A 26,442-nucleotide genomic window follows, 5' to 3' on the forward strand; every position below is an offset into this window, starting at 1 on the left:
CTTAATCCTCCTTAAAACCAATTACTGGTGAACCTTCACTATTTTTATTTATGTCACTTATGTCTATTCCTAGTTCTCTACTTAGTATTTTGCTTATAGGAAGTGTACATCCAATCCCTTGACATCCTCCCATTGAAGCTCTAGTTCTTCTCTTAATAGCATCAACTGTAAGAGCTGGTATAGGTCTATGAATAGCTTCTACTATTTCACCTTCAGTGACAAACTCACACTTACAAACCATATGTCCATATGCAGGTTTTTCCTTTATTAATCTATTTTTTTCTTCTAAAGAAAGTTCTGCAAATCTAGCTATCTTCTCCCTAGTTTTTTTGAAATTTTTCTTTTCAATTAAATCTAATTTGTCTTTAATCATATTAACTACATATACTCCTATTGCTGGAGCTGCAGTTAATCCTGGTGAATCTATTCCTATAACATTAATAAAGTTTTTAGCATCCTCTACTTCTTCTATTATGAAATCTCCACCTTTAGTCTTAGGTCTTATTCCTGAGAATGTATTTAAAATTCTAGCTAATGGTAATTCTTCAACTGATTTTTTGCTCTTATCTAAAATTTCATCTATACCCTCTCTAGATGTTTCTAATGTTTTTCCTTCTACTGCATTAGGACCTACTAAAAGATTTCCTTCTGCCGTTGGAGTTACTAAAACTCCCTTACTTAATTTACTTGGAACTTGGAATAAAGTTTTATTAATCATAGCTCCTGCTACTTTATCAAACAAACAATATTCACCTTTTACAGGATTTATTTCTCTCTTACTCATGCTTACAAGATTATTTAAGAAAGCTCCTTCTAATCCTGATGCATTTATTATAAGTTTTCCATTTACTATTTCTTTATTATTTAAAGTTACTTTATATCCTTCAGATATTTTTTCTATACTAGTTACCTTTGAGTTTAATTTAAATTCAACTCCATTTTCTGCAGCATTTTCTGCTAAAGCTATTGTCATTTCATATGGACTAACTATTCCAGAGGTTTTTACATTTAAAACTCCAACTATTTCTTTATTTAAATTAGGTTCAATGTTTAAAGCTTCTTCTCTAGTTAATATTTCAAGTCCTTCAATGCCTAGCTTTTCTCCCTTTTCCTTTAAGCTTTCTAATGTCTTCATATCTTTATCTGAAAAAGCTAAGATAAATGCACCATTTCTTTTAAAAGGAAATTGTAAATCTCTTGATAAATCATCAAACATTTTATTTCCTTCTATGTTTAATTTAGCTTTTAAAGTACCTATTTTTTCATTATAACCTGCATGTACTATACCACTATTTCCCTTTGATACTCCCTCTGATACATCACTATTTTTTTCAACCACTAAGACATCTAAGTTATATTTTGATAATTCTCTAGCTATAGAGCATCCAACTACTCCAGCCCCTATTAATATAATATCTCTCATACCGTATCTCCTTTTAAAACAAATTTTACTTTAATAAAAGATTATATTTTCCAAGTTAACAACACTTTTACTAATAACTTTATATCTAACTAAAGCTCTCCCTACTTTTAAACAGAATTTAATAAAATATATTAAGAGACTCCACAATTTTAAAGTACAAATTTTCTTATAGCCTCTGCAACTCCCCCATGCTTATTGTCTGATGTTACATAATTTGCAACATCTTTCACTGAATCTATAGCATTTCCCATGGCAACACCAGTTCCAGCCCAAGTTATCATTGATAAATCATTTTCGCTATCACCTATACACATTACTTCCTCTTGAGAAACACCTAAATGTTTAGCAAGCATTTGAACAGCTTCCCCCTTTGAACTTCCCTTTTTCATTATTTCAAAGTTATCATCCCAAGAAGAAACAACTTCTAAATCAGTTGTACAAGCAATTAATTCTTCTTTTGCTTCTTTTAATTTATCTTTAAATTCTTTTTCTACACAAACACCCTTTAATATTTCTCCGTTATACTTTTTGAATGCTTCATCTAAATCCTTAACAACCTCTAATCTCACTTGTTTATCTTTAGGTAAAGTTTTATTTAAAACCTTATAAACATGATTTTCTGGTAATTCTACTGTTGAGACAATTCCCCAGTTTGTAGTTACATATGTAAATAAATTATTTTTCTTAGTTATTATATTAAAATCCTCTAGATCACTTTGTTTAAGAGGGTTATTATATATTTCTTCGTCATTTACTCCTCCAATATAAGCTCCATTACTAGCTATAATTGGAGTTTTTAAACCTATTGTGTCTGAGTACATTCTTGCACAATCATAAATTCTTCCTGTAGTTATGGCTACTATCACTCCCTTTTCTACAGCTTCTTTTATTGCATTTTTATCTTCTTCTGCAATATTTTGCTGATCCATAAGTAAAGTACCATCCATATCAATGCATATTAATTTTATACTCATACTAAACACTTCTTTCTTTTGTATATTATTTCTTTCTGCATTTTTATTATAAATCTATGACCTAAATAAGTTAAATACTTGTTTTTTATAATTATAATAATATTTTACTTATATATTTAATAATAAAAATAAATTGATTATATAAAAAACATAGAAATTATTGAAAATTCTATGCTTTTAGGCTTTAAATATTTTTATTTTATTTCCACATCTTCAAAAATTGTATTTGCACTTGTCCATTGTTGAAATCTAATCTTTACTACAAGCCCATATAGACCAAAAGTTATTACAATAAGTATCCACCAAAATATCCAATGTCCTATTAATTCCTTAGGATTACCTATAAATTTTAATCTTTTCCCACAAATAACTGTATGTTTACAAGTAGCTTCATACTTCATGCAAATAATCCATGGGTATGCCAATCCTAAAGTTAATATTCCTAATAATAAACATTTCAAATGATGAACAATTGAATTTTTAAATGTATTATCAAAATATGAGTCATATTTTTCTTTATTTAAAATAATTGATGATTTATAGGCCATTTTAATTCTCCTTTCCTTCATTAATATTCTTCCTTACCTAAACTTCCAGATTTTCTAAATATATTATAATTTATTTAGAAAACTTATCAATAAAGTCTAATTATCAATATTTCTAAAATAGATTTAAATATAAATCATATGAAAAATATATAATTAAATATTAATCAATATCTTAAAATTAATGCATATATGTAAAAAGCATAGAAAACTTTTTAAGTTCTCTATGCTTCTTTATATAATATTATTTTATTTCTATGCAACTTGGAGTACACTATCCACAGCTACCCATTTGTCTAATGTTATTTTATTCCCTGCTCGAAAGCAAAAAATCTATTTTCATCATATTTTTTTCTAATCTCTCTTAGCTTGTCCTTGTTTTCTCCATAATATTCTTCTTCATAATCCTTAAGGTCTTTAAAAGGAAAGTTTATAAATGATCCAGTAGTTATGCTTTCTATGTATTTAAAATTATTTTTAATCCATTTTATATTTTCTTCTGCAAAAATATCATCTTCCCAAACAGATTGTATTCCCATAATAAACCTTGCATCCCTATAGTAAAAAGCTGATGAATTCTTATAAACATCTTTTACTGCTCCACCAAGTCCATAAAAGGATATGGCAGTATAATATGCTCCCTCTGCTCTATTTGAAACTATATCTATAAGTTTTTCTATTTCAGAATTATCATAATCTCTAAATACAAATCTTCCTGTTGATTTATATTTTTCATAAGGAGGATGACTATATTCAATCTTTCTATTAGCTTCTAAAACTCTCATGTAACTTAAATTAAAATTAACCCTTGTTGGCAATTTAAATGGAAGTAATATTTCATTAGCTTCTTCTTTATGTCCATAAAATAATCCTGTAATCTTAACTCCAATTCCCTTATCCTTTGAATTGTAGATAGCTGTTTTTAAGTTCATTCTCCTATCTAAGTTCTTGAACTTTTTTTGTAATGTTCTTATTACATAAACAAGTTCTTCTTTTTCCGCATTAGGGTAATCTATATCTATTAAAGTTGCCATTTCTATTTTTTGAGGAATTTTAAAGGTCATTGAAATAACTACTCCAAAATTTCCACCTCCACCCCCTTTGGCAGCCCAGAATAAATCAGAATTATCATATTCATTAGCTATAACAATTTTCCCTTTGCTATTTATAAACTTTACTTCTAGAAGATTGTCGCATCCAAGCCCAAGTAATCTACTTGAATATCCCCAACCTCCACCAAGAGCAAAGCCTACAACACCAACTGTAGGGCATCCCCCTCCTGGAAATGGATATCCTAAAACACCTAAGGCTTCATATATTTCTTCATTTTTAACGCCACCTTCTATAGTAACTTTCATATTTTCTTCATCAATGATTATATTATTCATTTTACTTAAATCTATTACTAATACATCATTTCCTATGGAGTATCCTTCATAGTTATGACGTCCAACTCTTATTCTAAATGGAATATTATTTTCTTTAGCCCATTCTAAAGCATTTTTTACATCATCAATATTATTACAAAAAACTATCCCTAAAGGATATTTTTTTATAGCTCTATTCCAAGATTCTATACTTTTTTCATACTCTATATTTTCTCTAGTTACTAAATCACCAGTAAATTTAGAAAAATCAACCTTTTCCATACTCTCACCTTCTATAATAAATACTCTATTTAATGATGATATCATAAGTTCTTTATTTATAAAATAAAAAAAATAAGTGAAAGATTATAACTTTAGTTAATTTAACTAAATTAATCCTTCACAACTTAATTTATATAAGAGAGATTTCATTTGAATATATTTGTTATCTATAACCATGTAATTAAACTTCTTATGTTTTTCTAAGAACTCTTATAGTTAACCTAAAAAATTCTTTCCTTTATCATCATATGTTTATTATTACAAGTTAATCATTCCCACAAATTATAAAATTAATTATAAATCAGTTGATTCTTCCCAGTTTATATTACAATCAAATACCTCTGATTTATAAAAATCATCATTTTCCTCAATCATTTCAATAAGCATTTTAGCAGCATATTTTCCCTCTTCATAAGTTGGTTGATCTATTGTAGTTACAGATGGACTTGCATACATTGTCCAATCCCATTTATCGAATCCAATTATTCCAACATGATTTGGAACATCAAATCCTTCCATTTTTACAGCCTTAAAAACCTTTTGAAGTATTTTACCATTTATAGCAAATATAACAGTTTTCTTATTATTGCTTATATTTATTTTAAGCATCTCAGCAATTTCATCAACCTCTGTATTTTCATTTATAATTTCAATAAAACTTTTGCAATTTATCTTATTTACAGCATCTTCAAAACCAGTTTTTCTTTCCATTCTTGCTGCTAATTTATCTGGAGCTTCTGTTACTAAAATAAACTCTTCATATCCCTTTTCAGCTAACTTTAAAACTGCTTCATAGACTATTTCGTAGTTATTGGTTTTCACCCATTTTCCAGTGTACCTTGAAGAAACACTATCTAATACTACGATTTTCTTACCCTTATTTTTTATTGCTGGATATAACTTGTCAAAATTTTTAGTAGGTTGAACTATAAAGCCATCAACCCCCATATCTAGCATCTTTTTAAAATACTCTTCTTCATTGTAATAATCTAAATTAGTGCTACCTACTAATATTTGATAACCCTTTCTTCTAGTAATCTCCCCAATTCCTTTAACTATATTACTACTAAAAGGATTTGTTATATCTGCAACTACAACACCTATTAAATTTGATTTTTTTAATTTTAAACTTCTTGCCATTATGTTTGGACTATAATTTGTTTCTTCAATAACCTGTTCTATTCTTCTTTTTGTATCCGGGGACATTTTATCAAATTTACCATTTAAATAAAATGATACCGTAGTTTTTGAAGTTTTAGCTTTTTTAGCAATATCATTTATGGTTAACTTAGCGCCTTCATTTACCACAATTTACCTCCTTATAAAAAATAGTTATTTATCTTATGCTTTCAAACGAATTATTTCTCTCTTGTCTTTAACTCTATGCACAACAATAACCTTACCATATAAAGCCAAATCGTCATACATATATACCTTAGCCCCTTTAAATGTTTCTTTATTAAATATTATAACAGTATAACTCTCATTTTCGTTTATTACAAATTCTTTAGTTATTGCCACACTTGTATCAATCTTTTCTTTTGAATTATATTGTACAATACTAGGATCCTTTATTTCTATACTTTTTAAATTCTGCCCTAAAATTATATCATAGTTCACAAAATTATTTTCAAAAGTACCTTGTGTTACTATCTTTTTACTATTATTTATACTATTATAATTTGTTGAAATTAAAGTATTTTCTATATATTTCTTATCTACATTGTTATTATAAATCTTAATTTCACTTTCTTTATTTACACATCTAAAATAACCCTCTTCTTTAATCACCTTAACCTTATAATCTAAATTATAATAATTTTTGCATATATGCTTTCCACTACATCTTATATCATTAACTATTACCCATATATCTGGAGATATAACTAACACCTTTCTAATAACCGTATATGGTGTTCCATCACTTAAAGTTGCTAAATAAGCCATTTCAGCATAAGCTATATTATCTTTTTCATTAAAATAATTTTTCATAACATCTGGATATTTATTATATTTCCATGAATTCTTAGGAATAGCAAAAGGAGAATCATCAATTACAGATACATTATGAGCCTTAACAGATTTTAAATATTCTCTTAAAAGATCACTTTCAACATAGGTATACCTACCTGAATCTATTAAAAATGGTTCTCCACCATAATGAATTGAAAAATGGCATAAATCTGAATGTCCATGTCCACTTCCAAGAGTACCATTTTGTAAATAAGTAAAACTTGCCTCTTTGTCCCATCCACTTCTTATATAAATATTACCAGAGTCTATAAAGGACTTATTAAGCTTTGTAATTTCCTCTGCATCCATATTTGTATATTTTAAAAATCCATCTCTTCCAAACAATAATATACTGGTTAAATCCATAGTTTCATATGCTCTAAATTTTAAATGAGGATCATTAAATAATATAGATGCCCTAAGAAGAACATCTCTAATATCACTTCTGTCACTGTCCCCTTGAGCAACTTGAATTGAATTTGAATCTCCACAGTAAACTAAATATTTAGCCATAGAATGTATTTTTTCTAAGAACTCCTCATCTAAATCAACATTAAAATACTTAACATAGTGTATAGTTGCCATAGAACAATTTAGTACTTCAATATGATACATTACAGACTGCTCCCAATGTGAACCATCTTCTAAAACTTGAAGATTTATTTCCCTGTATAGTTCCTCAAGTGCCCACTTATATAATTCCTCATCCTCAATAAATTCTTTTAACCATAGTGAGCAAGTAATTATTGCTGTTGTCTGTAATACTCCCCAATTGCTAAGAACATATTTATCAATATAAGATTTTTTCAAATACTCTAATTGTTCTTTTATACTAGAAATTATTTTTAATATTTCTTCATCTTCTAATTTATTTTCATGAATCAAGTGTAAAAGAGACTTCATCCAACTAAAACATCTTATTCCAGTATCTATTGTTCTTATTGTTGGTCCTCCACACTCCTTTATTTCATTCTTTTCAATCCAATTAAATATTAATTCCTTTAACTTATCTAAATATTTTTCATCATTACTAAAATAATAGGCTGCAATTAATTTTTCAAAGTATTCATGTCTATTAAGCATAAATACCCATTCCTCATCTCCATTAGGAGTAAAGTTCCAATCTAAATCTCTATTTAAATATGGAATTTTACATTGTTCCATATCCCATTCATCATCAAATATAAAAGAATTATTAAGAATTAAATTAGAACCTATTAACTTTTTATCTACTTCATTCTTACAATTATGATTTATATAATACCTTACAAACTCAGCATCATATACTTGCATATACTCATTAACCTTTGCTTTTAATCCCTCTATTTTATTAGAATAATTACTCATAATATCTCCACCTTATAAATAAAATAAAGACCACTTATATTAAGTAGTCTTCTTTTCAAATTAATATTTTATTATCCATGAAATTCGGCATTTATGCCACTTACTCTAATAAGTATTATTTTTATTAAATATTCTGCTTTTAATTTAAAACGCCCATAATACTTTCTTTATCGATTTCTATTATAACGCCCTTTGAAATTTCTAATTTAACTATATTATTGTTTATTCCTTTAATTATCCCATATATGCCTGATATAATAATAACCTTGTCTCCTGGTTTTAATTTTGATAAATAAATGTCTCTAGCCTTTTCTTGCTCTTTCATTCTTTTTTTGTGTATCATTGGTGAAACAAAAGATATTATAATAGTATATGTAGCCAGTACTAATATTATTAACCAAAGCACTCTATCATTCATAGTTAACCAACTAAGTCCTTTCTACAAATAACTGATGACATTTCAGGTAATTTATTTAAAGCTTCTTCAATAACTCCTCTATGATTTTCATTGTTTTCTAATACTAATGTATTCATAACAACTTCTAAAATACAAGCTACTGAAACTCCACCAACAACATATTGATTTTCTGATTTTTCATTTAATAATATTTCTCTTGATGTTATTTGGAAAGGTGCTCCCCCTGTTATATCTGCAAAAACAATTAGATCATTATTATCTTCTATGTAGTTTTTAACTTTAACAGTAAACTCATCATGAGTTAATTCTCCATTTAAATTTATTGCATCAATATTTTCTTCTACTCCAGTTAGTAATTTTATTACTGATTTTATCCCAGTTGAATATTCTCCATGTCCTACTACTAATATTTTCATCTCTTAATACTCCTAATCTTAATTTATTTTAGAGAGTAGTATTTTAAAATACTACCCTCTACACATTTACTAAGCTAAAATTTTTAAAACTGATCCTAAAATACCTACTACTATTGTTAAGATAACTAAATGGTAAGTTGTCCATTTACGTTTCTTTATAAGGTAGAATATAAGTATTGTATATAATGCTGGTAAAAGAGCTGGTGCTATTTTATCTAACATTTCTTGTATTGATACAACTTTTTCAGCTCCATCTGGCATTTGAGCTGTGTATTTATAAGCAATTTGTATTTTTGTGAAAGAAACTGCTAATCCTGATATAACAGTAACACCGATCATACTAGCTACAGCAGAGATTTGAGCCATTTTTTCACTTAAAACATCTATAATACTAGTTCCTAATTTATAACCATATATACCTGTTAATAATTTAATTGTTAATAATATAGCGTTCATAGCTACAAAGAATAATATTGGTCCAGCTATTAAACCATCTTGAGCTAAACTAGCTGCTATTGTTGAGAATAATGGTGCTAAACAGAATTGTGAAAGTGAATCACCTATTCCTGCTAGAGGTCCCATTAATGCAAGTTTTATTGTTCTAGCCTCTTCAGATGATCTTCCTGAGTCAAGCATTACTAAATGTAAACTTGTGATGAAAGGAAGAAAGTGAGGGTTAGAGTTAAAGAATTCTACGTTTTCACCTAATGCTTTCTTAAAGCCTTCTTCATTATTTCTATAAATTTTCTTTAAAGCAGGATATAGTATATTTGCATATCCTAATCCTTGATAGTTACCATAGTTAAATCCATTCTGTAAAAAGAATGCTCTAAGAGATGTTTTTATATAATCACTTTTGGTTAATACTCTAGATTCCACCTTCAAATACAACCTCCTCATCATTACTATCGCTTGAATTGTTAGAATTATTTCCTCTGAAATGTTCTATTAAAGCGAATATTGCTCCTACAAAAGCTACTCCCATTACTGGTAAGTTTAAGTATCCTATACATACATATCCTAATAATACAAATGGTATAAGTTCTGTTTTTGCCATTATTGATAATATCATTGCAAATCCTATTGCTGGTAACATTTTACCCGCTACTGATAATCCACCTATTAACCAAGCTGGTATCATTTCTACTGCTGCTTGTAATCCAGTTGTACTAAATGCTCCTGCAAATCCAATAATAAATCCTACTATAGCGAATACCCAAATAGTTGCATTAGCACCTATTTTAAATTTAATCCAGTTTCCTTCTTCAATACCCTTATTTGCAAATTGAGTTAAACCTGTTGCAAATGTATAAGTTGCTGTAATTAAGAATTGGAAAGCTACTGCGAATGGAAATGATAAAGCAAGTGCAGTTGCTGGATCCATTCCTTGACCTTTCATAGTAATTGCCATTAATGTACCTATAATTCCTGGTCCCATTGGGTTTGGTGGCACTGTTCCACCAGCTCCTACTCCAAAGCCCATGAAAGCTATTTCTGAAACCGCCCCCATAGCTAATGCAGTTGGAATATCACCTAAAATTATTCCAACTCCAAAAGCTAGGATAATACAACGGTTTGTATAAAGTCCAAGTAACATACCTGCTAAACAAAAGGCTGTCCATAACCCTATTAAAATACATTGAATTAATGTAATTTCCATATAATATTACCTCCGCTTTTTCTAATAACCCTTATTAAATTTATTTACTATAGATATTTAGTTATATCTACTTGCATTGCTCCATCGTCACCTCTAGGTGTTGTTTTTGTATTAAACTTAACATTATACTTTTCTGATAATTCTCTTAATGCATCTTTATCTTCTTTTCCTAAGAAAATTGAACGAGTAACTTGCTCTTTACCTTCAGCATTGTGTATATTTCCTATGTTTATTTCTTTAACTGGTACTCCACCTGCAATTAGTTTTAATGCATCCTCTGGAGTTTTACAAACTAAGAAGATTTTTTGTTGTGGTGATGCTTTGTGTATTAACTCACAAGTTTTTTGTATTGAGAAAAATCTCATAGCTATTGATTTTGGTACAACAGTTTTCATTAATGTTTGTTGTATTTTATCTTCACTAGCAATATCGTTTGCAACTATTACAGTATTAACTCCTAATGAATTTAACCACATTTGTCCTTGTCCATGAATTAATCTTTCATCAATTCTCATCATTTCAATATTTACGCCCATTTTTCAACACTCCTTTTTACCAATAAAGGTTCCAATCTTTATAAAATCTTATTAAGGCTTCTAAGAAGAAATAATCTCCCCATATGTTTCCTTCATCTACACCTTTTCCTGAATGCCATGAATATACTCCATGTAATAAAACCGGTTTTCCAGGTTCTATTTCAGGATTCATATAATTTTCCATTAATGATCTTAAAATATTATGCATTGCATATTTATATACTTCTTTATTTTCGTCAACTTCTGGTAAATATTTATTCATTTCATGCATACCACAAACAGCTATTGCTGCTGCTGAAGAATCCTTTGAATGATCATCACCATCATTGAAAATCAAATCCCAATAACAAACGTTATCCTTAGGTAATCTATTTAAGAAATAATTAGTCATCCCCTCATAAAGATTAAAACAACTTTCATTTCTTGTATATCTATAATTTAATGGAATACCATAAACTCCCCAAGCTTGTCCTCTAGCCCAAGCTGAATCATCACTATATCCTTGTCTAGTAACTCCTCTTAAAGGTTTTCCAGTTTCATTATCCATATAGAATGTATGGAATGCAGATGCATCATCTCTTATAACATTATTACAAGATGTAACAAAATGTTTATTTGCTATGTTTCTATACTTTGCATCTCCTGTTTCATCACTAGCCCAGTATAATAATGGTATATTTAATAAACAATCTATTATAAATCTGTAGTGATCTTTGCTACCTAGCTCTCCCCAAGCTTGAATAAACTCACCTTTTTCTTGGTATCTAGAAATAAGTTTATTTGCAGCTTTTATTGAAGCTTCTCTTGCATCCTCAGAGCCTGTTAATTTATAACCACTTACTGTAGCTAATGAATATAAGAATCCTAAATCATGATGATCTAATTCTATATCTTTTTCCACTCTGTTTTTAAAAGATGCAACATTTTTATCTGCTAACTCTCTATATTTTTCATCTCCTGTGTACTCATAAGCAAGCCATAATAAGCCTGTCCAGAATCCATCAGTCCACTCTATATTTTCTATAATTCCATACTGATTATTTTTTGTTGCTGATGATGGAAATTTTTCTTTGAAATATTCCATATTAGCATCTATTTGTTTTATAACTAAATCAATAGCATTTTTAACCTCAGCTCTAGTTAATAACTTAGTTTTCAGAAATTCATCTTTCTTTGCAATCTCTTCAACTCTTATTTCCTTAATCATAAATACCCCTCTCAAATTATCTTAAGACATCCATTGGAATATTATCCATATCATCAAAAGTTTTATTTTCTCCACACATACCCCATATAAATGTGTAATTGCTTGTACCTACTCCAGAATGTATTGACCAACTTGGTGATATTACACACTCTTCATTCTTAACAACTAAATGTCTTGTTTCTGTAGGTTCTCCCATTAGGTGGAATACTCTTGTGTCTTCGTCCATATCGAAGTAGAAGTAAACTTCCATTCTTCTTTCATGTGTATGGCAAGGCATTGTGTTCCAAGCATTTCCTGGTTCTAACATTGTTAGTCCCATTAATAATTGACAACTTTCACATACATTTGGATGTACATATTGATATATTGTTCTCTTGTTTAATGTTTTGTTGTCTCCTAATCTAACTGGATTAGCCTTTTCTATATCAATCTTAACGGTTTCATATTCCTTATGAGCTGGTACTGAGTTAACATATAACTTTGCTGGTTCTTCTGGATTTACTGATTTAAAGCTTACTTCTTTATTTCCTTTTCCAACATACAAACCATCTTTTTCTTTTAATTCATACTCAGTTCCATCAATAGTTACGATAGCTTTTCCGCCTATATTAATTATTCCTAGCTCTCTTCTTTCTAAGAAATAATCAACACCCATCTCTTTACCAGCTTCTAATTTAAGCTCTTTATAAACCGGTTTTATTCCTCCGAAAATTATTCTATCTACATGACTATATGCAAGTTCTATTTGATCATCTTTAAATATGTCTTCAACTAAGTAATTTTCTCTTAATTCCTCAGTATCATATCTTTTTGAGTCCCTTGGATTATTAGCATATCTAGTTCTCATAATTTCCTCCCACCTTTTATTAAAACGTTTTACATAAACTGTTTTACTAACTTATATTTTTATTATATTATCCTAAAATATTATTGTCAACGTTTTCTTTTTCTTTTTATAGTTTTTTTACAACATTTATACTTCAATAATATTTAATTACATTTATAGAAAATTTATCTATTTACACTACCTAAATTCTTATTATTAATTAGATCTAAAACCTCTTCCTTTGAAGAAATACTTACATCTCCAAGCTGAGTTTGTTTTAATACTGCAGCAGCTGTTCCAAACTCTATAACATGGGATAAGTCCTCCCCTTTATTTTCAATTAGAGTTCTTATAACCCCTGCGGCAAAAGCATCTCCTCCACCAATTCTTGAAATCATACTAAAATCATATTTTGAGGATTTATATACTCTTTCCCCATCATAAAACACGCCTTGTAAAGTATGATAATTATATGGTGTTCCAGACCTTAAGGTAGTTACTATATTTTTAACTTTTAAATCTTCAATTGTATATCTAAATCTTTCAATAAAATCCTCATCTGAAAGTTCTGTAGTTGATGCATCTAAAACCTTAAAAGGCTCATCCTCTCTATTTAACCAACCAAAGCATAAATAGGCATCTTGGACTACAGGCTTCATTATTCTAACAAACTCCTCATAACTTTCAAACAATTTTGATCTATAGTTTAAATCAACACTTATCTTTATACCTCTTTTTTTAGCCTCATTAACTAATTTAAGGGCAACTTCACTTACTTCTTCAGATAAACCAAAAGTTATTCCAGATATATGTAATAACTCAACATCTTTAAATAAGCTTTCAACATCTATATCTTCATATTGTAACTCAGTAATTGAAGAATGTTTCCTATCATAAACAACCTTAGCTTTTCTAGCAGAACATCCTTCCTCATAATAGTATAGTCCAAGCCTATCCCCTTTTGAAATTATGAAATCACAATCAACATATTGTGATTTCAAAAAAGATTTCGCAAAGTTTCCAATTTCATTATCAGGTAAAGCTGTTAATACTCTAGTTTCAATTCCTAAATTACTTAATCCTACTGCCACATTTACTTCGGCTCCACCAAAACACACATTAAAGCTATTTGCTTGTCCTATTTTATTGTTGTTTGGAGGAGTTAGCCTCATTAACATTTCTCCCAATACTAAAACTTTCTTCATTCTCTAACCTCGTTGCATACGTAATTTTTTAACACGCTCTATATATTTTCTAGTTTCTGCCTCTATTTTTGCAGGATCTTTTAGTTTTATAATAGCACTTCCAATACTAACTATATCGCAACTATTATTAAACCATTCATCCATATTTTCAAAGCTAACTCCACCAGATGCCATTACTGCAATACCTTTTATAGGAGCCTTTAAATCTTTTACTATAGTTGGCTTGAAAGCTGATCCTGGGAATAATTTTATTACGTCTGATCCACATTCTCTAGCTTCCTTAATTTCTCTTGGTGTAAAACATCCTGGAATATAAGGAATTCCATATCTATTACATAGTGTAGCTGTTTCTTTATCAAAGCTTGGACTAACAATAAATTCTGCACCTGCAAGTATTGCAATTCTAGCTGTTTCAGCATCTAAAACAGTACCTGCTCCAATAACTACTTCTTCATTCTTATCTTTAATAAGCTCTTCAATCACCTTATCTGCATTTGGAATAGTAAATGTAACCTCTATAATATTACATCCTCCCTTTATTGCAGCCTTTGCAGTTTCTATACCTTCATCTTTTGTATTGGTTCTAAGAACCAATACAAAAGCTTCATTTATTAAATTTGTTAATGTTTTTATTTTCTTTATCATCTCACTAACCACCCACCGTCTATAGCTAATATGTGTCCATTTAAGTAATCAGATGCTTTACTTGATAAGAATACAACTGTTCCCATTAAATCTGAAACTTCTCCCCATCTACCTGCTGGTATTCTTGAAAGAATTTCTTGGTTTCTAGCTTTATCTGCTCTAATTGGTGCAGTGTTAGCAGTTTTTATATATCCAGGTGCAATAGCATTTACTTGTATATTTAAATCTGCTAATTCATTAGCAAATGCCTTTGTTATTCCTGCAACTCCATGTTTACTTGCAGTGTATGGAGGAACAAATTTTCCACCTTGGAATGATAACATAGATGCTATGTTTATAATCTTACCATATCCTTGCTTAGCCATTACTTTAGCAACTGCTTGTGATAAATAGTAAACTGAATTTAAGTTTATATCCATTACAGCTTGCCAATCTTCATCTTTGTACTCAAGTAATGGTGCTCTTCTTATTGTTCCTGCATTATTTACTAATATATCTATTTTTCCAAATTCCTCTAAACAAGTTGATACAACCTTATCTCTTGTTTCTTTTTTAGTTAAATCTCCTTGTACAAATACAATTTTTCTTCCTAATGATTCAACAATATTTTTTACCTCTTCAGTATTGTTATCAAAAGTTGTTACTAAAACATCAGCACCTGCTGCTGCAAGAGCTTCTACATAAGCCATTCCTAATCCAGTGTTTCCACCAGTTACTATAGCTACTTTACCATCTAATTTAAAAAAGTCTAAAGAAAATTTCTCCATATTCATCTTAATCCTCTCCTTTTATCTTAAAATATCCATTGAGATATGATCCATATCATCAAAAGTTTTATTTTCTCCACACATACCCCATATAAATGTGTAATTGCTTGTACCTACTCCAGAATGTATTGACCAACTTGGTGATATTACACACTCTTCATTCTTAACAACTAAATGTCTTGTTTCTGTAGGTTCTCCCATTAAGTGGAATACTCTTGTGTCTTCGTCCATATCGAAGTAGAAGTAAACTTCCATTCTTCTTTCATGTGTATGGCAAGGCATTGTGTTCCAAGCATTTCCTGGTTCTAACATTGTTAATCCCATTAATAATTGACAACTTTCACATACATTTGGATGTACATATTGATATATTGTTCTCTTGTTTAATGTTTTGTTGTCTCCTAATCTAACTGGATTAGCCTTTTCTATATCAATCTTAACGGTTTCATATTCCTTATGAGCTGGTACTGAGTTAACATATAACTTTGCTGGTTCTTCTGGATTTACCGATTTAAAGCTTACTTCTTTATTTCCTTTTCCAACATATAAACCATCTTTTTCTTTTAATTCATACTCAGTTCCGTCAATAGTTACGATAGCTTTTCCGCCTATATTGATTATTCCTAGCTCTCTTCTTTCTAAGAAATAATCAACCCCCATCTCTTTGCCGGCTTCTAATTTTAATTCTTTGTAAACCGGTTTTATTCCTCCGAAAATTATTCTATCTACATGACTATATACAAGTTCTATTTGATCATCTTTAAATATGTCTTTAACTAAGTAATTTTCTCTTAATTCCTCAGTATCATATCTTTTTGAATCCTTTGGGTTATTAGCATATCTATTCCTCATAAACTCTCCTCCTATTGTTAAAACGTTTTATATAAACTGGTTTACTAACCTTACGTTAATTATATAATTCCTTACTTATATTGTCAACGCCTTTAATCACTATAAATTATTTTTTTCTTTTCTTAGTAAACATTGTTCCAACAGTAGCTAGAAGAACACCTATTGCTCCAAGGCTTAGATTACTTGCTCCTCCAGTGTTAGGTAGCTTTTCAGTATTATTATTTGCTTGTGGATTTTCCCCTTTATTTTCTTCACTTTCTGGTTTTGTTGATTGATTTTCTTGATCCTCTGGTTTAATCTCTGGTTTATTCTCTTGATTTTCCGGTTTATTTTCTGGCTTGTTCTCTTCCTTTTCTTTAACTAAAACATTAAGCTTTTTCTCTGCTTTTTTCCCATTATTATCACTTACTTCAAAAGTAACTGGATATGTCCCAGGCTTTGTAACTTCAAATTGATCATTTAAAGGAATTTGATTATCCTTAATCTTAATATTTTTAGTTAAATCTCCATCCTCCTTATCTTTAGCCTTAAGTTTGTGAAGAGATTTATCCCACTTATCTCCTACAAATAAATTAGCATCTTCTCCTTCTATTACAGGAGCTTCATTTTTAATTTCATTATTATTTTCATTGTTTCCATTATTTTTGTCGCCTAATTTTACAAGAAGCTCTAAAGGTGCCCCTGAAAGGTTTTCTGTGTTTGCATCAAATTTTATTTTTCCATTTTCTAAATTTATATTTGATATTCTTTTATCTGATTTTATTACTTCCATTGCTGGTTTATTTATTTCTATAGAAAGATTTTTTTCTAAGAAAGTTGGATCTGACACAGCTATGCTTAAGGTATTATCTTTATTTTCTTTTATTATTATAGATGATTTTCCTGTTGATGTTATATTTCCAGCAGTATTTTTTCCCTCTTTCCAGAAGTTAGCTGCTTCAATATTTAATTTTTTATGCTTAACACTATGAGCTACATCATCATTTTGAATAATTTCAACATTTGGATTCTCAGAATATTCTTTTACCTTATCCTCAGTCTTATTTGGTAATAATACATAACTATATTTTTGATCTTTTATAGCTTTTCCATGATCTATATACATAGTTAAGTAATTATCTTTAACCACCTTATCTGCTTCTGGTTTAGAAGAGTTTACATTAATCCAATTACCTTCTCTTTCATCTTTTATTAAATTAATATTTGCTCCCTCTGGGAAATAATATCCTATATTTGATCCACTTACATTTCCTTCTAAGTAAGCCCATTTTGCATTATCAACTTTATCTTTTTCTTTTAATTTACTTACTCTTTCTTTTCCATCTACTATAAATTTATTTGATCCATCACTTTTTATCTTTCTATTTTCAACTATTGTTTCAGTTTCAAAATCTTCTGGATTAGTTATTCCTGAACCTAAGGCAACTATTTCATCATCAAACATAAACCAAGATTTCTTAGCTTTTAAGGAATCGTACTTATTATCTATTTCCATTCCAGCTACTCCGTAAGCTCCTAACTTACTTCCACCAGACCAATTACTCTTTCCTAATTCATAATAAATTTCATTTTGTTGTGATGCTCCTGGATCTAACCCTGGTAATATTTCTTTTGGTTCTCTTTTTCTAGTGTCTACAGTTGTACCTGGCATTCTATATGGATCTACTGTAGCCCAAAAATTTCCTGAGAATTGATTTAAATCATTATTGAATAAATAAGTCATTCCATCCCCTTGGAACCATGGTGTTAAATTTTCCTTGTTCATGAATTCATATTTACTAATTCTACTTGAACTTCTTGATATACCTAAAGCGAAGTTCTCTCTTTTATGAACAGTCTTGTCCATACTATTTAATGCATAATGCTTATCACCTTCTTCTAAAGGTTTTATATTGTCATTATTCATAATTCCATAGAATTCACCTATTACATTAATTGACTTAAATCTTGCTCCAAAATCTAATACACTCTTAGCTTCTGTAGCCCATTTTTTAACTAGAGCATTTATTTCACTAGCCTTATCTCCATCAGAAATCATTCCAATTTTAATCATACCTTCAATAATTCCAGATGCTTGTAAGTATCCATTAGCATTATATCTTGATATTGCTCTTCCTCTAACCATGTCCATAACGTATCCTTTATATATAATTGGATTGAAACTCTCAAAAATCCACTTATAAACGTTATCTTTACTTTCAGATTTTATTGACCATGGAGTTTTTTCTAATAAAAACATTATATTAGATATTTTCTCAATAAGAACATTTCCATATGAACCTGTGTATGCTACCATTCCATGTTGAAGATATGAACCATCCTTATAGAATCCATCCCCACTAGTTACATAATCAAAAACTCCAACTATATCCTCTGATGCTTCTTTAATTTTTTCTGGATCATTCTCATTGACACCTTGCAATAACTTATTCATACATACATCTGCTAAATTTGCTCCTGTATGATATTTACTTCCAGGCTCAATACTTGGTAAGAATTTTTGTATTGCATTCATATAATTTTTAACTTGTTCTTCAGTTAAATCATCATACATTAAAACAACAATATTATTTAATCTTGCTGGTATTCCAATCATCCAATCCCACCAGTTGCCATACTGGTCAATATTCTCATTGTAAGCATTTTTATTGATCCAGTCTAAGGAATATATTATCTTATTTTTCAAATCTTCATTTTTGTAATACTTATTATTAGGTAAGCTATATGCCATAGACATTGTTACTAAGTTATTGAACATAGATGTTATTCTAGCTGGATTTTGTTTATAATCTTTTAAATCTTCCCAAAGCCATTGAGCGTTAGGATCCATATTAAGTTTTGCTACTAATTTGTCTGTATTATTTGTATAACTTATTATCTTCTTAGATATTGTAGCATTACTTGTATCTAAAGAAGAATTACCTACTAAATCCTCCTTCCATCTTAATCTAATGTTTTTAATATACTCAGCTTCGTTGTCATATTTCACTACCTTTTCAGAATTATTTTGACTCTTATTTTCAAGTGCCAAAACATTCTCATAGGAAGCTCCCATAACCATACAACTTACAATTGCCGTTGATATAAGTCTGTTAAGTTTTTTTCTAGATTCTTTCATAAAATCTCCCCCTTATTTTTGTAAACGTTTATAAATGTAACAAGACTATTATATCTTTTTAGTGAATTTTTTGTCAATAAAGTATTTATTTTTATAAATACCTAATTATTTTCAAAAAACACTTAGATATTTCATCTACTTTAATAATAAAGTAATATTAATTTGAGGGTATTTATATTTTAAATTAAGATAATTATTATTTGAGCTTACTAAATTATCGTTCAATTTAAATAAACACTAAAACAAAAAAGAGCCACATAAAAACTAGTAAATAAAGCTTATTTTCTAGTTTTTTATGCAACTCTTTTCCTAATTATATTAATGAATTATCATAAAAGTTTCCCATAACCTCAACAGTTGGTTGTATATTTACAAATGCTTCTGGGTCTATATCCATAACATTTTTCTTAACAATTAATAATTCATGCTTTGAAATTACTGTGGTAATTGAGCTTAATGGTTCATTAGTATATCCACCATAAAGATTTCTACCAATTGTAACTCCTCTCATTTGACTCTTAATTAAACTATCAACAACCTCTTTTTCTTTTTTAGTATAAATTGTTACTGTAAGCTTGTATTGTTGAATGTAAAATAAGTCTATAACCTTAGTAGTTACGTAAATTGAAACTAAGCTATATAAAGCTAATTCCCATCCATAAACTAATCCTGCAACTAATAATATTATTCCATTTACTATAAATCCTAGTTGACCAACTGACTTTCCTGTCATTTTTTGAACAACTAAAACTATAATATCTGTACCTCCAGTAGAGAAGCCTGCTCTAAAGCACATTCCAACTCCAGCTCCCATAAGAACTCCTCCAAATATGGAATTTAAAAGTTGGTTATTAGTAACCGCTCTTGTTGGAATAACCCCTATAAAAAATGATAATGAAATTATAGAAAGAAAACTATAAAGGGTAAATTTCTTTCCTAATTTTCTATAGGATAAATAAGCAAGTGGTAGATTTAAAATTAAAACCCATGTTGAAATATCAATGTTTATATTGAAAAAATCTCCACCAATAGATGATAATAGCTGTGATACTCCTGTAACACCTGATGAATAAATATGTGCAGGTGTTAAGAAAAAGTTAACCCCAATTCCAGCTAAAGCCCCAAAAAGAATTATAGCAGTAATTCTGTAGGCTACCTGATAAATTCTTCCGTTCTTTTTATTCACTGAATTCACTCCGTTCAAAATTATTTTTTCATTGTAAATTATTGCTTGTGATTTTGCTTAATTTATTATATCACCAATAAAATTCTTTTAAAGTGTTTTATTTACTCTTTTTGCAATTTATGATATTTTGTGCTTTTTAATATCTATTTGTTATTTTATATACATTTAAGTTTAAATATTAATATTCGATACTAGTTTATTATTTGTATCTAAAGAAAAAATTTACGAAACAAAGTGAATTATTCTCTATTTTATTTAACTAACTTCTAAAACTTCTTCTTTATTCTTTTCAAAGAATGATTTTAAAACTAAACCTAATCCTAAACCAAATAGGGCTGGTAATACCCATCCTAACCCCTCTGAATAGAAAGGTAAATTTTCAAAAATCCTGTTTAAAAATTCTATATTAATACCTGTACCACTTAAAGCATGAATAACACTAACTATTGTTGTAAATGCTATAGTTGTAGTATAAACCACTGAGTTTCCTTTTATATATTTATCTAACATTGCTAAGACAATAAGCACTATTGCCATAGGATAAATTGCATTTAAAACTGGAACTGATACTGCTAATATTTTATTTAATCCCATATTAGCTAAAACCATACTTGTTAATGTTAATATTCTAACCCAAGAAAGATAATTTATTTTTTTAGTCAAAGTTTGAAAGTATTGGCTACAAGATGTAATAAGACCTACGCAAGTTGTTAAGCAAGCTAATGTAAATATTACTGCTAACAAAATAGCTCCTGGTTTTCCAAAAATATAAGTGATTATATTACTAAGAGTTTGTGCTCCATTTTCAGTTAAACCAAATCTTCCACCACTAGTTGCTCCAAGATGAGCAAGCATTGAGTATATTACTATTAATAATCCTCCAGCAATTATTCCTGCTTTTACAGAGGTTTTTACAACAAATTTTTCTTCTTTTACTCCCTTAGACTTTATTACAAGAGCTATTACAATTCCAAAGTTTAAGGCAGCTATTGTATCCATAGTCATATATCCATCTAAAAATCCACTTATAAATGGTGATTCTTTATAAACTCCTGTAACTTCTCCATATGCTCCTAAAGGTTTAAAAATACTTGCTACGAAAATTAATCCTATTAATACAAGTAAACTTGGAGTTAATACTTTCCCCATTCTATCTACTAACTTTGCTGGTGATAAAGATAGCCAGTATGCAACTGCGAAAAATACAAAAGTATATATAAATAATGCTAAATTATTAGATATAAGTCCTTCTGGTAAAAATGGCGCAACTGCCATCTCAAAGGGAAGACTTCCTGCTCTAGGTATTCCTAAGCCAGGTCCTATTGAAATATAGATAAGAACTGTGAAAAACGTTGCAAAGACAGGATTTACCCTACTTGCTAATACATGTAATCCTCCTGATTTTGCCACAGCAATTACCCCTAGTACTGGAAATCCTACTGCCGTAACAAAAAATCCTAAAATAGTAACCCAAGTAGCACTTCCAGCCGCTTGCCCTAAGAATGGTGGAAAAATTAAATTCCCTGCTCCAAAAAATAATGAAAATAACATTAAACTTACTAATAATAAATCTTTTCTTGATAAATCTTTCATAAACAATGACCCCATTTCTTTTTTATTAACTATATTTTTTCCGTAAAAATATAGTTTTTAATTATTTAATCGCTATAAAAAATTATAATTTCTCCTTCTGTGTCCATGAAAAAACCTCCTTTAAAAATAAAAAATACCCCTTCCCTATAAAAGGGACGAGGTTTAATCGCGTTACCACCCTAATTCTATAAATATAACCTAAAAAAATAGATTTAATTTATAGCACTCTTAAAATACGTACTAAATAATACGCTTTTCCTATAACGGTGAAAATCCGATAAAACTTACTAAAATATAGCTTCAGCTTTACTTCTCCGAGATGATTTTCAGATATACCTTGAACATTGACTTTCAGCAACTTGTCAACTCTCTGTGGATCAATAAATATGCCCTACTTTTTCTCTTCATAGAATTTAATTTTGAATTTATAAGTATATTATCTCTTATTTTTCCAGCTGTCAACCTTAAGTGTATTTTTTATTTATTTTTCATTTTTTCCCATAATACATTAATAAAAAATAAATTATACCGAATTTTCTTTTCCAATTTAAAATAAAATTTAACTAAAAATTTTTTTCTAAAATTATATTAATACATGAAAATAATAAATATTTTCGTGGAATATTTATTTTAAACTCTCCCTTATAAAATATAAAAAATAAAAGGTACTGTATAAAAATAAGTTTATTACTATCTTTTCATACATACCTTTTATAGCTTATATTTTAATATATTATTTAAAAAGTTTTTTATATTTATGACCTATTTTTCCTGTTAATAAATCTCTTAATTCATCTACCAATGAATCCTCTAAATCAATCTTTCTTATTATTGAAGCCTGTCTTCTGTTGAAATATATTATAAAATAGTTTTTAGTCTCTATTACCTCATAAAATTTATAATATTTAATCTTGCTTTTACCTTTAAATGCTGTGCTTTTAATCACTAAAATATCATCAAAAAATTCTAAAGTTTCTATGGATTTTAAAACGCCAGCTTTATCAGCCTTTTCCCTTTCCCTACTTTGAAATTCAATTTTCACAACTATTGCAAATAAAGTTATGATTAATAATATTAACCAATAAATTAAAAAGCTTTTTAATTCAAAAATCCTATTATTATAAGAAACAAATCCAGCCATTAAAGCTGTAATTACTATAATAGCAGGGATTGTAAATTTCTTTCTTAAGAAAGTTGCTATGTACAAAAATCTACTATAATCTTTTTTATTTATAGATGTCTTTATTGTGAATAATTTTTTGTCACTCATTCCTTGCTCCTTACCTCTTCCATTAGTATATGTAGAATATTTTATCAAAATATATAAAAGTAATAAATACAAAAATCATAAAGTTAAATAAAAAATATGTAAAAAGAAAACCTATAAATACATCTAGAGAATTATATAAGCTTTTTTAAATATTCCCTTCATAATATTTATAAGTTTATCTTAAATTTCTTTTAAGATAATTATGTATTACCTGCAACAAACATTACATGGATCACTTTTACCACTTTCAGCCTGTGTTCCACTGTATATTTTTTTACTTCTTTTTAAGGTTGTACAATTAGATCTTTTATGATAGCTTTTTCCACCACTTGTCCAATAAACTATTTCTCCTGAACCAGCTGTTTTAGGTGTTGAATCTCCTGAAGAATTAGCTAAATTTGATGGATCACCAGAGGATTTGTTTGTATTCTTACTGTTATTATCTGATGTACTATTACTATTTTCAACCGCTTTATTTTTAGAGTTCTCTTCTGATTTTTTTGATTCTTCCTGTGCGATTTTAGCTTGTTCCTCTTTTTTAGCTCTTAAATTATCTAACTCTTTTTGTTTATCTTCTACCTCTTTACTTAAGGTGTTATTTTCATTTTGTAATTTATCTACTTCTTCCTGAATTGATTTAAGCTCTGTATTATTTTTTAAGGCAGGTATTTTATACTCTAACTCATCAACTTTAGGAGCTACTTCATTAAATTCCTTTGAATAATCTTTAACCATAAGATTAGGCGAAATCCCTAAAATCAATGCTAATATAAGAGCTATTTTATGAGTTTTTATAAATTTTATAATTTCTTTTATCATATGCTCCTACTCCTAATTCAAACTTTGTATTTCTTTATTTAATGAATTTAATTTATTTTGTAAATCTTCATTGCTTTTAGTTAAATCTTCTTTTTTAGAATTTAAAGCATTGGTATCATTACTTATTTTTTCATTTAAGGAATCATACTCTTTTTGAAGATTATCATACTTCTCTTTAATAGAAAGATATTCACTATGTGTTTTATAAACTCGTGGCTGTAAAAAACTAAATACAATAGCAAAAACCATAGTAAAAATAAAGAAAGTTCCTATTTGTTTAAGAGCTCTTATTACAAAATTCTTTTTAACTTTTTCATCTGTAATTTGCATTTTTATCCTCCTCTCAATACCACTAACATTTTATAATAATTTATACATATTTTTATTATAATATACTTTTAAAACTTTTTTGTAATAAAATGGATTGTACAATTTACTTTTTTTATAAAACTTCTTTTATGGTCTATAATATACTAATTATAAAAAAATGAAAAAGGTGCATCTAAAATCTTAATAATGTAAGATTTTATGCACCTTTTTTTAATATTATATCTCTTAAGGCTTATAATAATTAACTTCTTCTTTAAGTTTTTCTATTGATTTAACTTTTATTTTACCTGAATTATAATCAAGAATTCCTTCTTCTATTAATTGATTTATTATTCTATTTATACTTCTAATATTAGAACCTACCCCTTCAACTAATAAATCCTTAGTAATTCCTAAATTATTTTTATGAAGTGTATTTAATATTATGTACATTACCCTATATCTTAAATTATAAAAGGCATTAACTCGTTCTCTTTTGCAACATTCATAATTTCTCTCTGCTATAAGCTTACTTATAAATAATGAAAATTTATTATCTAATTCTATCCACTTAATAAAAGACTCTTTGCTTATCTCTAAGGTCTCACATTGTGATAGAGCCTCCACTGTAGTAACTACTTCCTTATTAATTAAGGCTTCTAGTTCACCAAATATTGTAGCTTCACTATCAATATCTTCTAGATATATAGCTCCTGTAAAATCACAATGATATGTTTTAATTTTTCCCTTTAATAAGATATATACAAAATCACAATTCTCATTTTGAACTAATAACTTTTCTCCATATTTAAAACTTCTATTCTTTAATTCTTTTTTAATTTCCTTTGGACAGTTATTTATAAACTCTATTAATTCATAACTCTTCATACATAATCACACCCATAAAAATAGTTTTATCTATTATAGTGTTAATTTATTTTCTCCTTGCTCCTTAAAGCTTGCATACCATTCTAATAAACCTGATATTGATAATATTAATTGAATAGCAACTAAAATTAACATTACATAGTATCCATTTAGTATATATATAATTATAAATAATATGTTACTTAATATCCATAAAATCCAATTTTCATATAACTTTTTACTTAACCAATATTGGGCTACTAATCCAAGTACTGCAGTTAAACTATCTAGAATTGCATTTTGAGCATGTAATATATTTATTTCTACATATCCCCAAACTGCCCAAGCTGCCAATATAATTATAGTCCATAATATCTGTCCCTTTTTAGTTAACCCTGATGTTACTACATTGTCCTCTTGATCTGAATTTTTAACCCAATAGTACCAACCAAATATGTTGAATCCAACTTGGAAACATGCTAACACAGCTAATGCATATAATCCAGTATTGTAATATATGTATAAATATGCTACTACTGTTATTATCCCAAATATAAAATTGGACACTTTTTCTCTAGATAATAACCAAACATTTATTATTCCCATTACTGAAGCAAAAATTTCTATAATACTTGAGTTTATTGAAAATCCCACTAATAAACATATAGCACATGCTACTACAACGAATATTGGGCTACAAGTATATGAAGTGAATTTTTTCATTAATTCCATAAATAATATCCTCCTAAATTTAAAATATTTCTCTTAAAAATTCTTTATAATCATTTGTTCTTGAT

The 26,442-nt window shown here is 28.3% G+C and carries 25 protein-coding genes and 1 other annotated feature; all 25 genes read right to left on the bottom strand.

The window, feature by feature from the left end:
• Window position 1: 1 nt before the first annotated feature.
• Entirely contained in the window at window positions 2-1,423 is a 1,422-nt protein-coding gene (locus I6G60_RS14320; RefSeq protein WP_096071700.1) for an NAD(P)/FAD-dependent oxidoreductase, read from the bottom strand.
• 149 nt (window positions 1,424-1,572) lie between these two features.
• Window positions 1,573-2,397, bottom strand: a complete 825-nt coding sequence (locus tag I6G60_RS14325) for a Cof-type HAD-IIB family hydrolase (protein WP_096071701.1) — start codon at window positions 2,395-2,397, stop codon at window positions 1,573-1,575.
• A gap of 194 nt (window positions 2,398-2,591) precedes the next feature.
• Complete coding sequence (locus I6G60_RS14330) at window positions 2,592-2,945, bottom strand: hypothetical protein (RefSeq protein ID WP_003455446.1); 354 nt, start codon at window positions 2,943-2,945, stop codon at window positions 2,592-2,594.
• A 299-nt stretch (window positions 2,946-3,244) separates the two neighbouring features.
• On the bottom strand, window positions 3,245-4,591 hold the full coding sequence (locus I6G60_RS14335; protein WP_111744019.1) for an FAD-dependent oxidoreductase: 1,347 nt from the start codon (window positions 4,589-4,591) through the stop codon (window positions 3,245-3,247).
• A gap of 294 nt (window positions 4,592-4,885) precedes the next feature.
• Window positions 4,886-5,899: a LacI family DNA-binding transcriptional regulator gene (locus tag I6G60_RS14340; protein ID WP_003455628.1), complete on the bottom strand. Its 1,014-nt coding sequence runs from the start codon at window positions 5,897-5,899 to the stop codon at window positions 4,886-4,888.
• A gap of 33 nt (window positions 5,900-5,932) precedes the next feature.
• Complete coding sequence (locus I6G60_RS14345; protein ID WP_003455377.1) at window positions 5,933-7,951, bottom strand: heparinase II/III family protein; 2,019 nt, start codon at window positions 7,949-7,951, stop codon at window positions 5,933-5,935.
• Window positions 7,952-8,090: 139 nt separating this feature from the next.
• Window positions 8,091-8,369, bottom strand: coding sequence for a preprotein translocase subunit YajC (yajC, locus tag I6G60_RS14350; protein ID WP_003455254.1), 279 nt, complete (start codon window positions 8,367-8,369; stop codon window positions 8,091-8,093).
• Window positions 8,370-8,371: 2 nt separating this feature from the next.
• Window positions 8,372-8,785 (bottom strand): PTS sugar transporter subunit IIA, encoded by a 414-nt coding sequence (locus tag I6G60_RS14355; protein WP_003455482.1) that lies wholly within the window; start codon window positions 8,783-8,785, stop codon window positions 8,372-8,374.
• Window positions 8,786-8,854: 69 nt separating this feature from the next.
• Complete coding sequence (locus tag I6G60_RS14360) at window positions 8,855-9,664, bottom strand: PTS system mannose/fructose/sorbose family transporter subunit IID (RefSeq protein WP_011590178.1); 810 nt, start codon at window positions 9,662-9,664, stop codon at window positions 8,855-8,857.
• Window positions 9,654-10,445, bottom strand: coding sequence for a PTS mannose/fructose/sorbose/N-acetylgalactosamine transporter subunit IIC (locus tag I6G60_RS14365; RefSeq protein WP_003455334.1), 792 nt, complete (start codon window positions 10,443-10,445; stop codon window positions 9,654-9,656). Before I6G60_RS14365 ends, I6G60_RS14360 begins: the two co-directional genes overlap by 11 nt.
• 47 nt (window positions 10,446-10,492) lie before the next feature.
• Window positions 10,493-10,981, bottom strand: coding sequence for a PTS sugar transporter subunit IIB (locus I6G60_RS14370; protein ID WP_003455664.1), 489 nt, complete (start codon window positions 10,979-10,981; stop codon window positions 10,493-10,495).
• A gap of 16 nt (window positions 10,982-10,997) precedes the next feature.
• Window positions 10,998-12,188 (bottom strand): glycoside hydrolase family 88 protein, encoded by a 1,191-nt coding sequence (locus I6G60_RS14375; protein WP_003455311.1) that lies wholly within the window; start codon window positions 12,186-12,188, stop codon window positions 10,998-11,000.
• A gap of 16 nt (window positions 12,189-12,204) precedes the next feature.
• Complete coding sequence (gene kduI / locus I6G60_RS14380; RefSeq protein ID WP_197925493.1) at window positions 12,205-13,035, bottom strand: 5-dehydro-4-deoxy-D-glucuronate isomerase; 831 nt, start codon at window positions 13,033-13,035, stop codon at window positions 12,205-12,207.
• Window positions 13,036-13,199: 164 nt separating this feature from the next.
• The gene (locus I6G60_RS14385; protein WP_003455275.1) at window positions 13,200-14,219 is read right to left on the bottom strand and encodes a sugar kinase; all 1,020 of its coding nucleotides are present in this window, start codon (window positions 14,217-14,219) and stop codon (window positions 13,200-13,202) included.
• A 3-nt stretch (window positions 14,220-14,222) separates the two neighbouring features.
• Complete coding sequence (locus tag I6G60_RS14390) at window positions 14,223-14,864, bottom strand: bifunctional 2-keto-4-hydroxyglutarate aldolase/2-keto-3-deoxy-6-phosphogluconate aldolase (RefSeq protein ID WP_011590177.1); 642 nt, start codon at window positions 14,862-14,864, stop codon at window positions 14,223-14,225.
• Window positions 14,861-15,637 carry a 2-dehydro-3-deoxy-D-gluconate 5-dehydrogenase KduD gene (gene kduD, locus I6G60_RS14395; RefSeq protein WP_003455308.1) on the bottom strand — a complete coding sequence of 259 codons (777 nt, stop codon included), beginning with the start codon at window positions 15,635-15,637 and terminating at the stop codon, window positions 14,861-14,863. The genes I6G60_RS14390 and kduD overlap by 4 nt, the downstream gene beginning before the upstream one ends.
• Before the next feature lie 15 nt (window positions 15,638-15,652).
• Window positions 15,653-16,483 (bottom strand): 5-dehydro-4-deoxy-D-glucuronate isomerase, encoded by an 831-nt coding sequence (gene kduI / locus I6G60_RS14400; protein WP_003455501.1) that lies wholly within the window; start codon window positions 16,481-16,483, stop codon window positions 15,653-15,655.
• 106 nt (window positions 16,484-16,589) lie between these two features.
• Window positions 16,590-19,601: a polysaccharide lyase 8 family protein gene (locus I6G60_RS14405; protein WP_003455341.1), complete on the bottom strand. Its 3,012-nt coding sequence runs from the start codon at window positions 19,599-19,601 to the stop codon at window positions 16,590-16,592.
• 313 nt (window positions 19,602-19,914) lie between these two features.
• Window positions 19,915-20,787 carry a YitT family protein gene (locus I6G60_RS14410; RefSeq protein ID WP_003455426.1) on the bottom strand — a complete coding sequence of 291 codons (873 nt, stop codon included), beginning with the start codon at window positions 20,785-20,787 and terminating at the stop codon, window positions 19,915-19,917.
• 255 nt (window positions 20,788-21,042) lie between these two features.
• Window positions 21,043-22,380, bottom strand: coding sequence for a branched-chain amino acid transport system II carrier protein (gene brnQ / locus I6G60_RS14415; protein ID WP_003455554.1), 1,338 nt, complete (start codon window positions 22,378-22,380; stop codon window positions 21,043-21,045).
• Between the two features lie 148 nt (window positions 22,381-22,528).
• Window positions 22,529-22,797: a binding site (T-box leader), on the bottom strand.
• Between the two features lie 316 nt (window positions 22,798-23,113).
• Window positions 23,114-23,650: a YcxB family protein gene (locus tag I6G60_RS14420; RefSeq protein ID WP_003455538.1), complete on the bottom strand. Its 537-nt coding sequence runs from the start codon at window positions 23,648-23,650 to the stop codon at window positions 23,114-23,116.
• Window positions 23,651-23,857: 207 nt separating this feature from the next.
• Window positions 23,858-24,469 carry a coiled-coil domain-containing protein gene (locus tag I6G60_RS14425; protein WP_003455315.1) on the bottom strand — a complete coding sequence of 204 codons (612 nt, stop codon included), beginning with the start codon at window positions 24,467-24,469 and terminating at the stop codon, window positions 23,858-23,860.
• A gap of 12 nt (window positions 24,470-24,481) precedes the next feature.
• Window positions 24,482-24,799 carry a coiled-coil domain-containing protein gene (locus I6G60_RS14430; protein ID WP_003455561.1) on the bottom strand — a complete coding sequence of 106 codons (318 nt, stop codon included), beginning with the start codon at window positions 24,797-24,799 and terminating at the stop codon, window positions 24,482-24,484.
• Between the two features lie 225 nt (window positions 24,800-25,024).
• On the bottom strand, window positions 25,025-25,666 hold the full coding sequence (locus tag I6G60_RS14435) for a Crp/Fnr family transcriptional regulator (RefSeq protein WP_003455357.1): 642 nt from the start codon (window positions 25,664-25,666) through the stop codon (window positions 25,025-25,027).
• A gap of 33 nt (window positions 25,667-25,699) precedes the next feature.
• On the bottom strand, window positions 25,700-26,377 hold the full coding sequence (gene pnuC / locus I6G60_RS14440) for a nicotinamide riboside transporter PnuC (protein WP_003461084.1): 678 nt from the start codon (window positions 26,375-26,377) through the stop codon (window positions 25,700-25,702).
• Between the last annotated feature and the right edge of the window lie 65 nt (window positions 26,378-26,442).

This window comes from Clostridium perfringens, from assembly GCF_016027375.1.
Classification (GTDB): Bacteria; Bacillota; Clostridia; order Clostridiales; family Clostridiaceae; genus Sarcina; species Sarcina perfringens.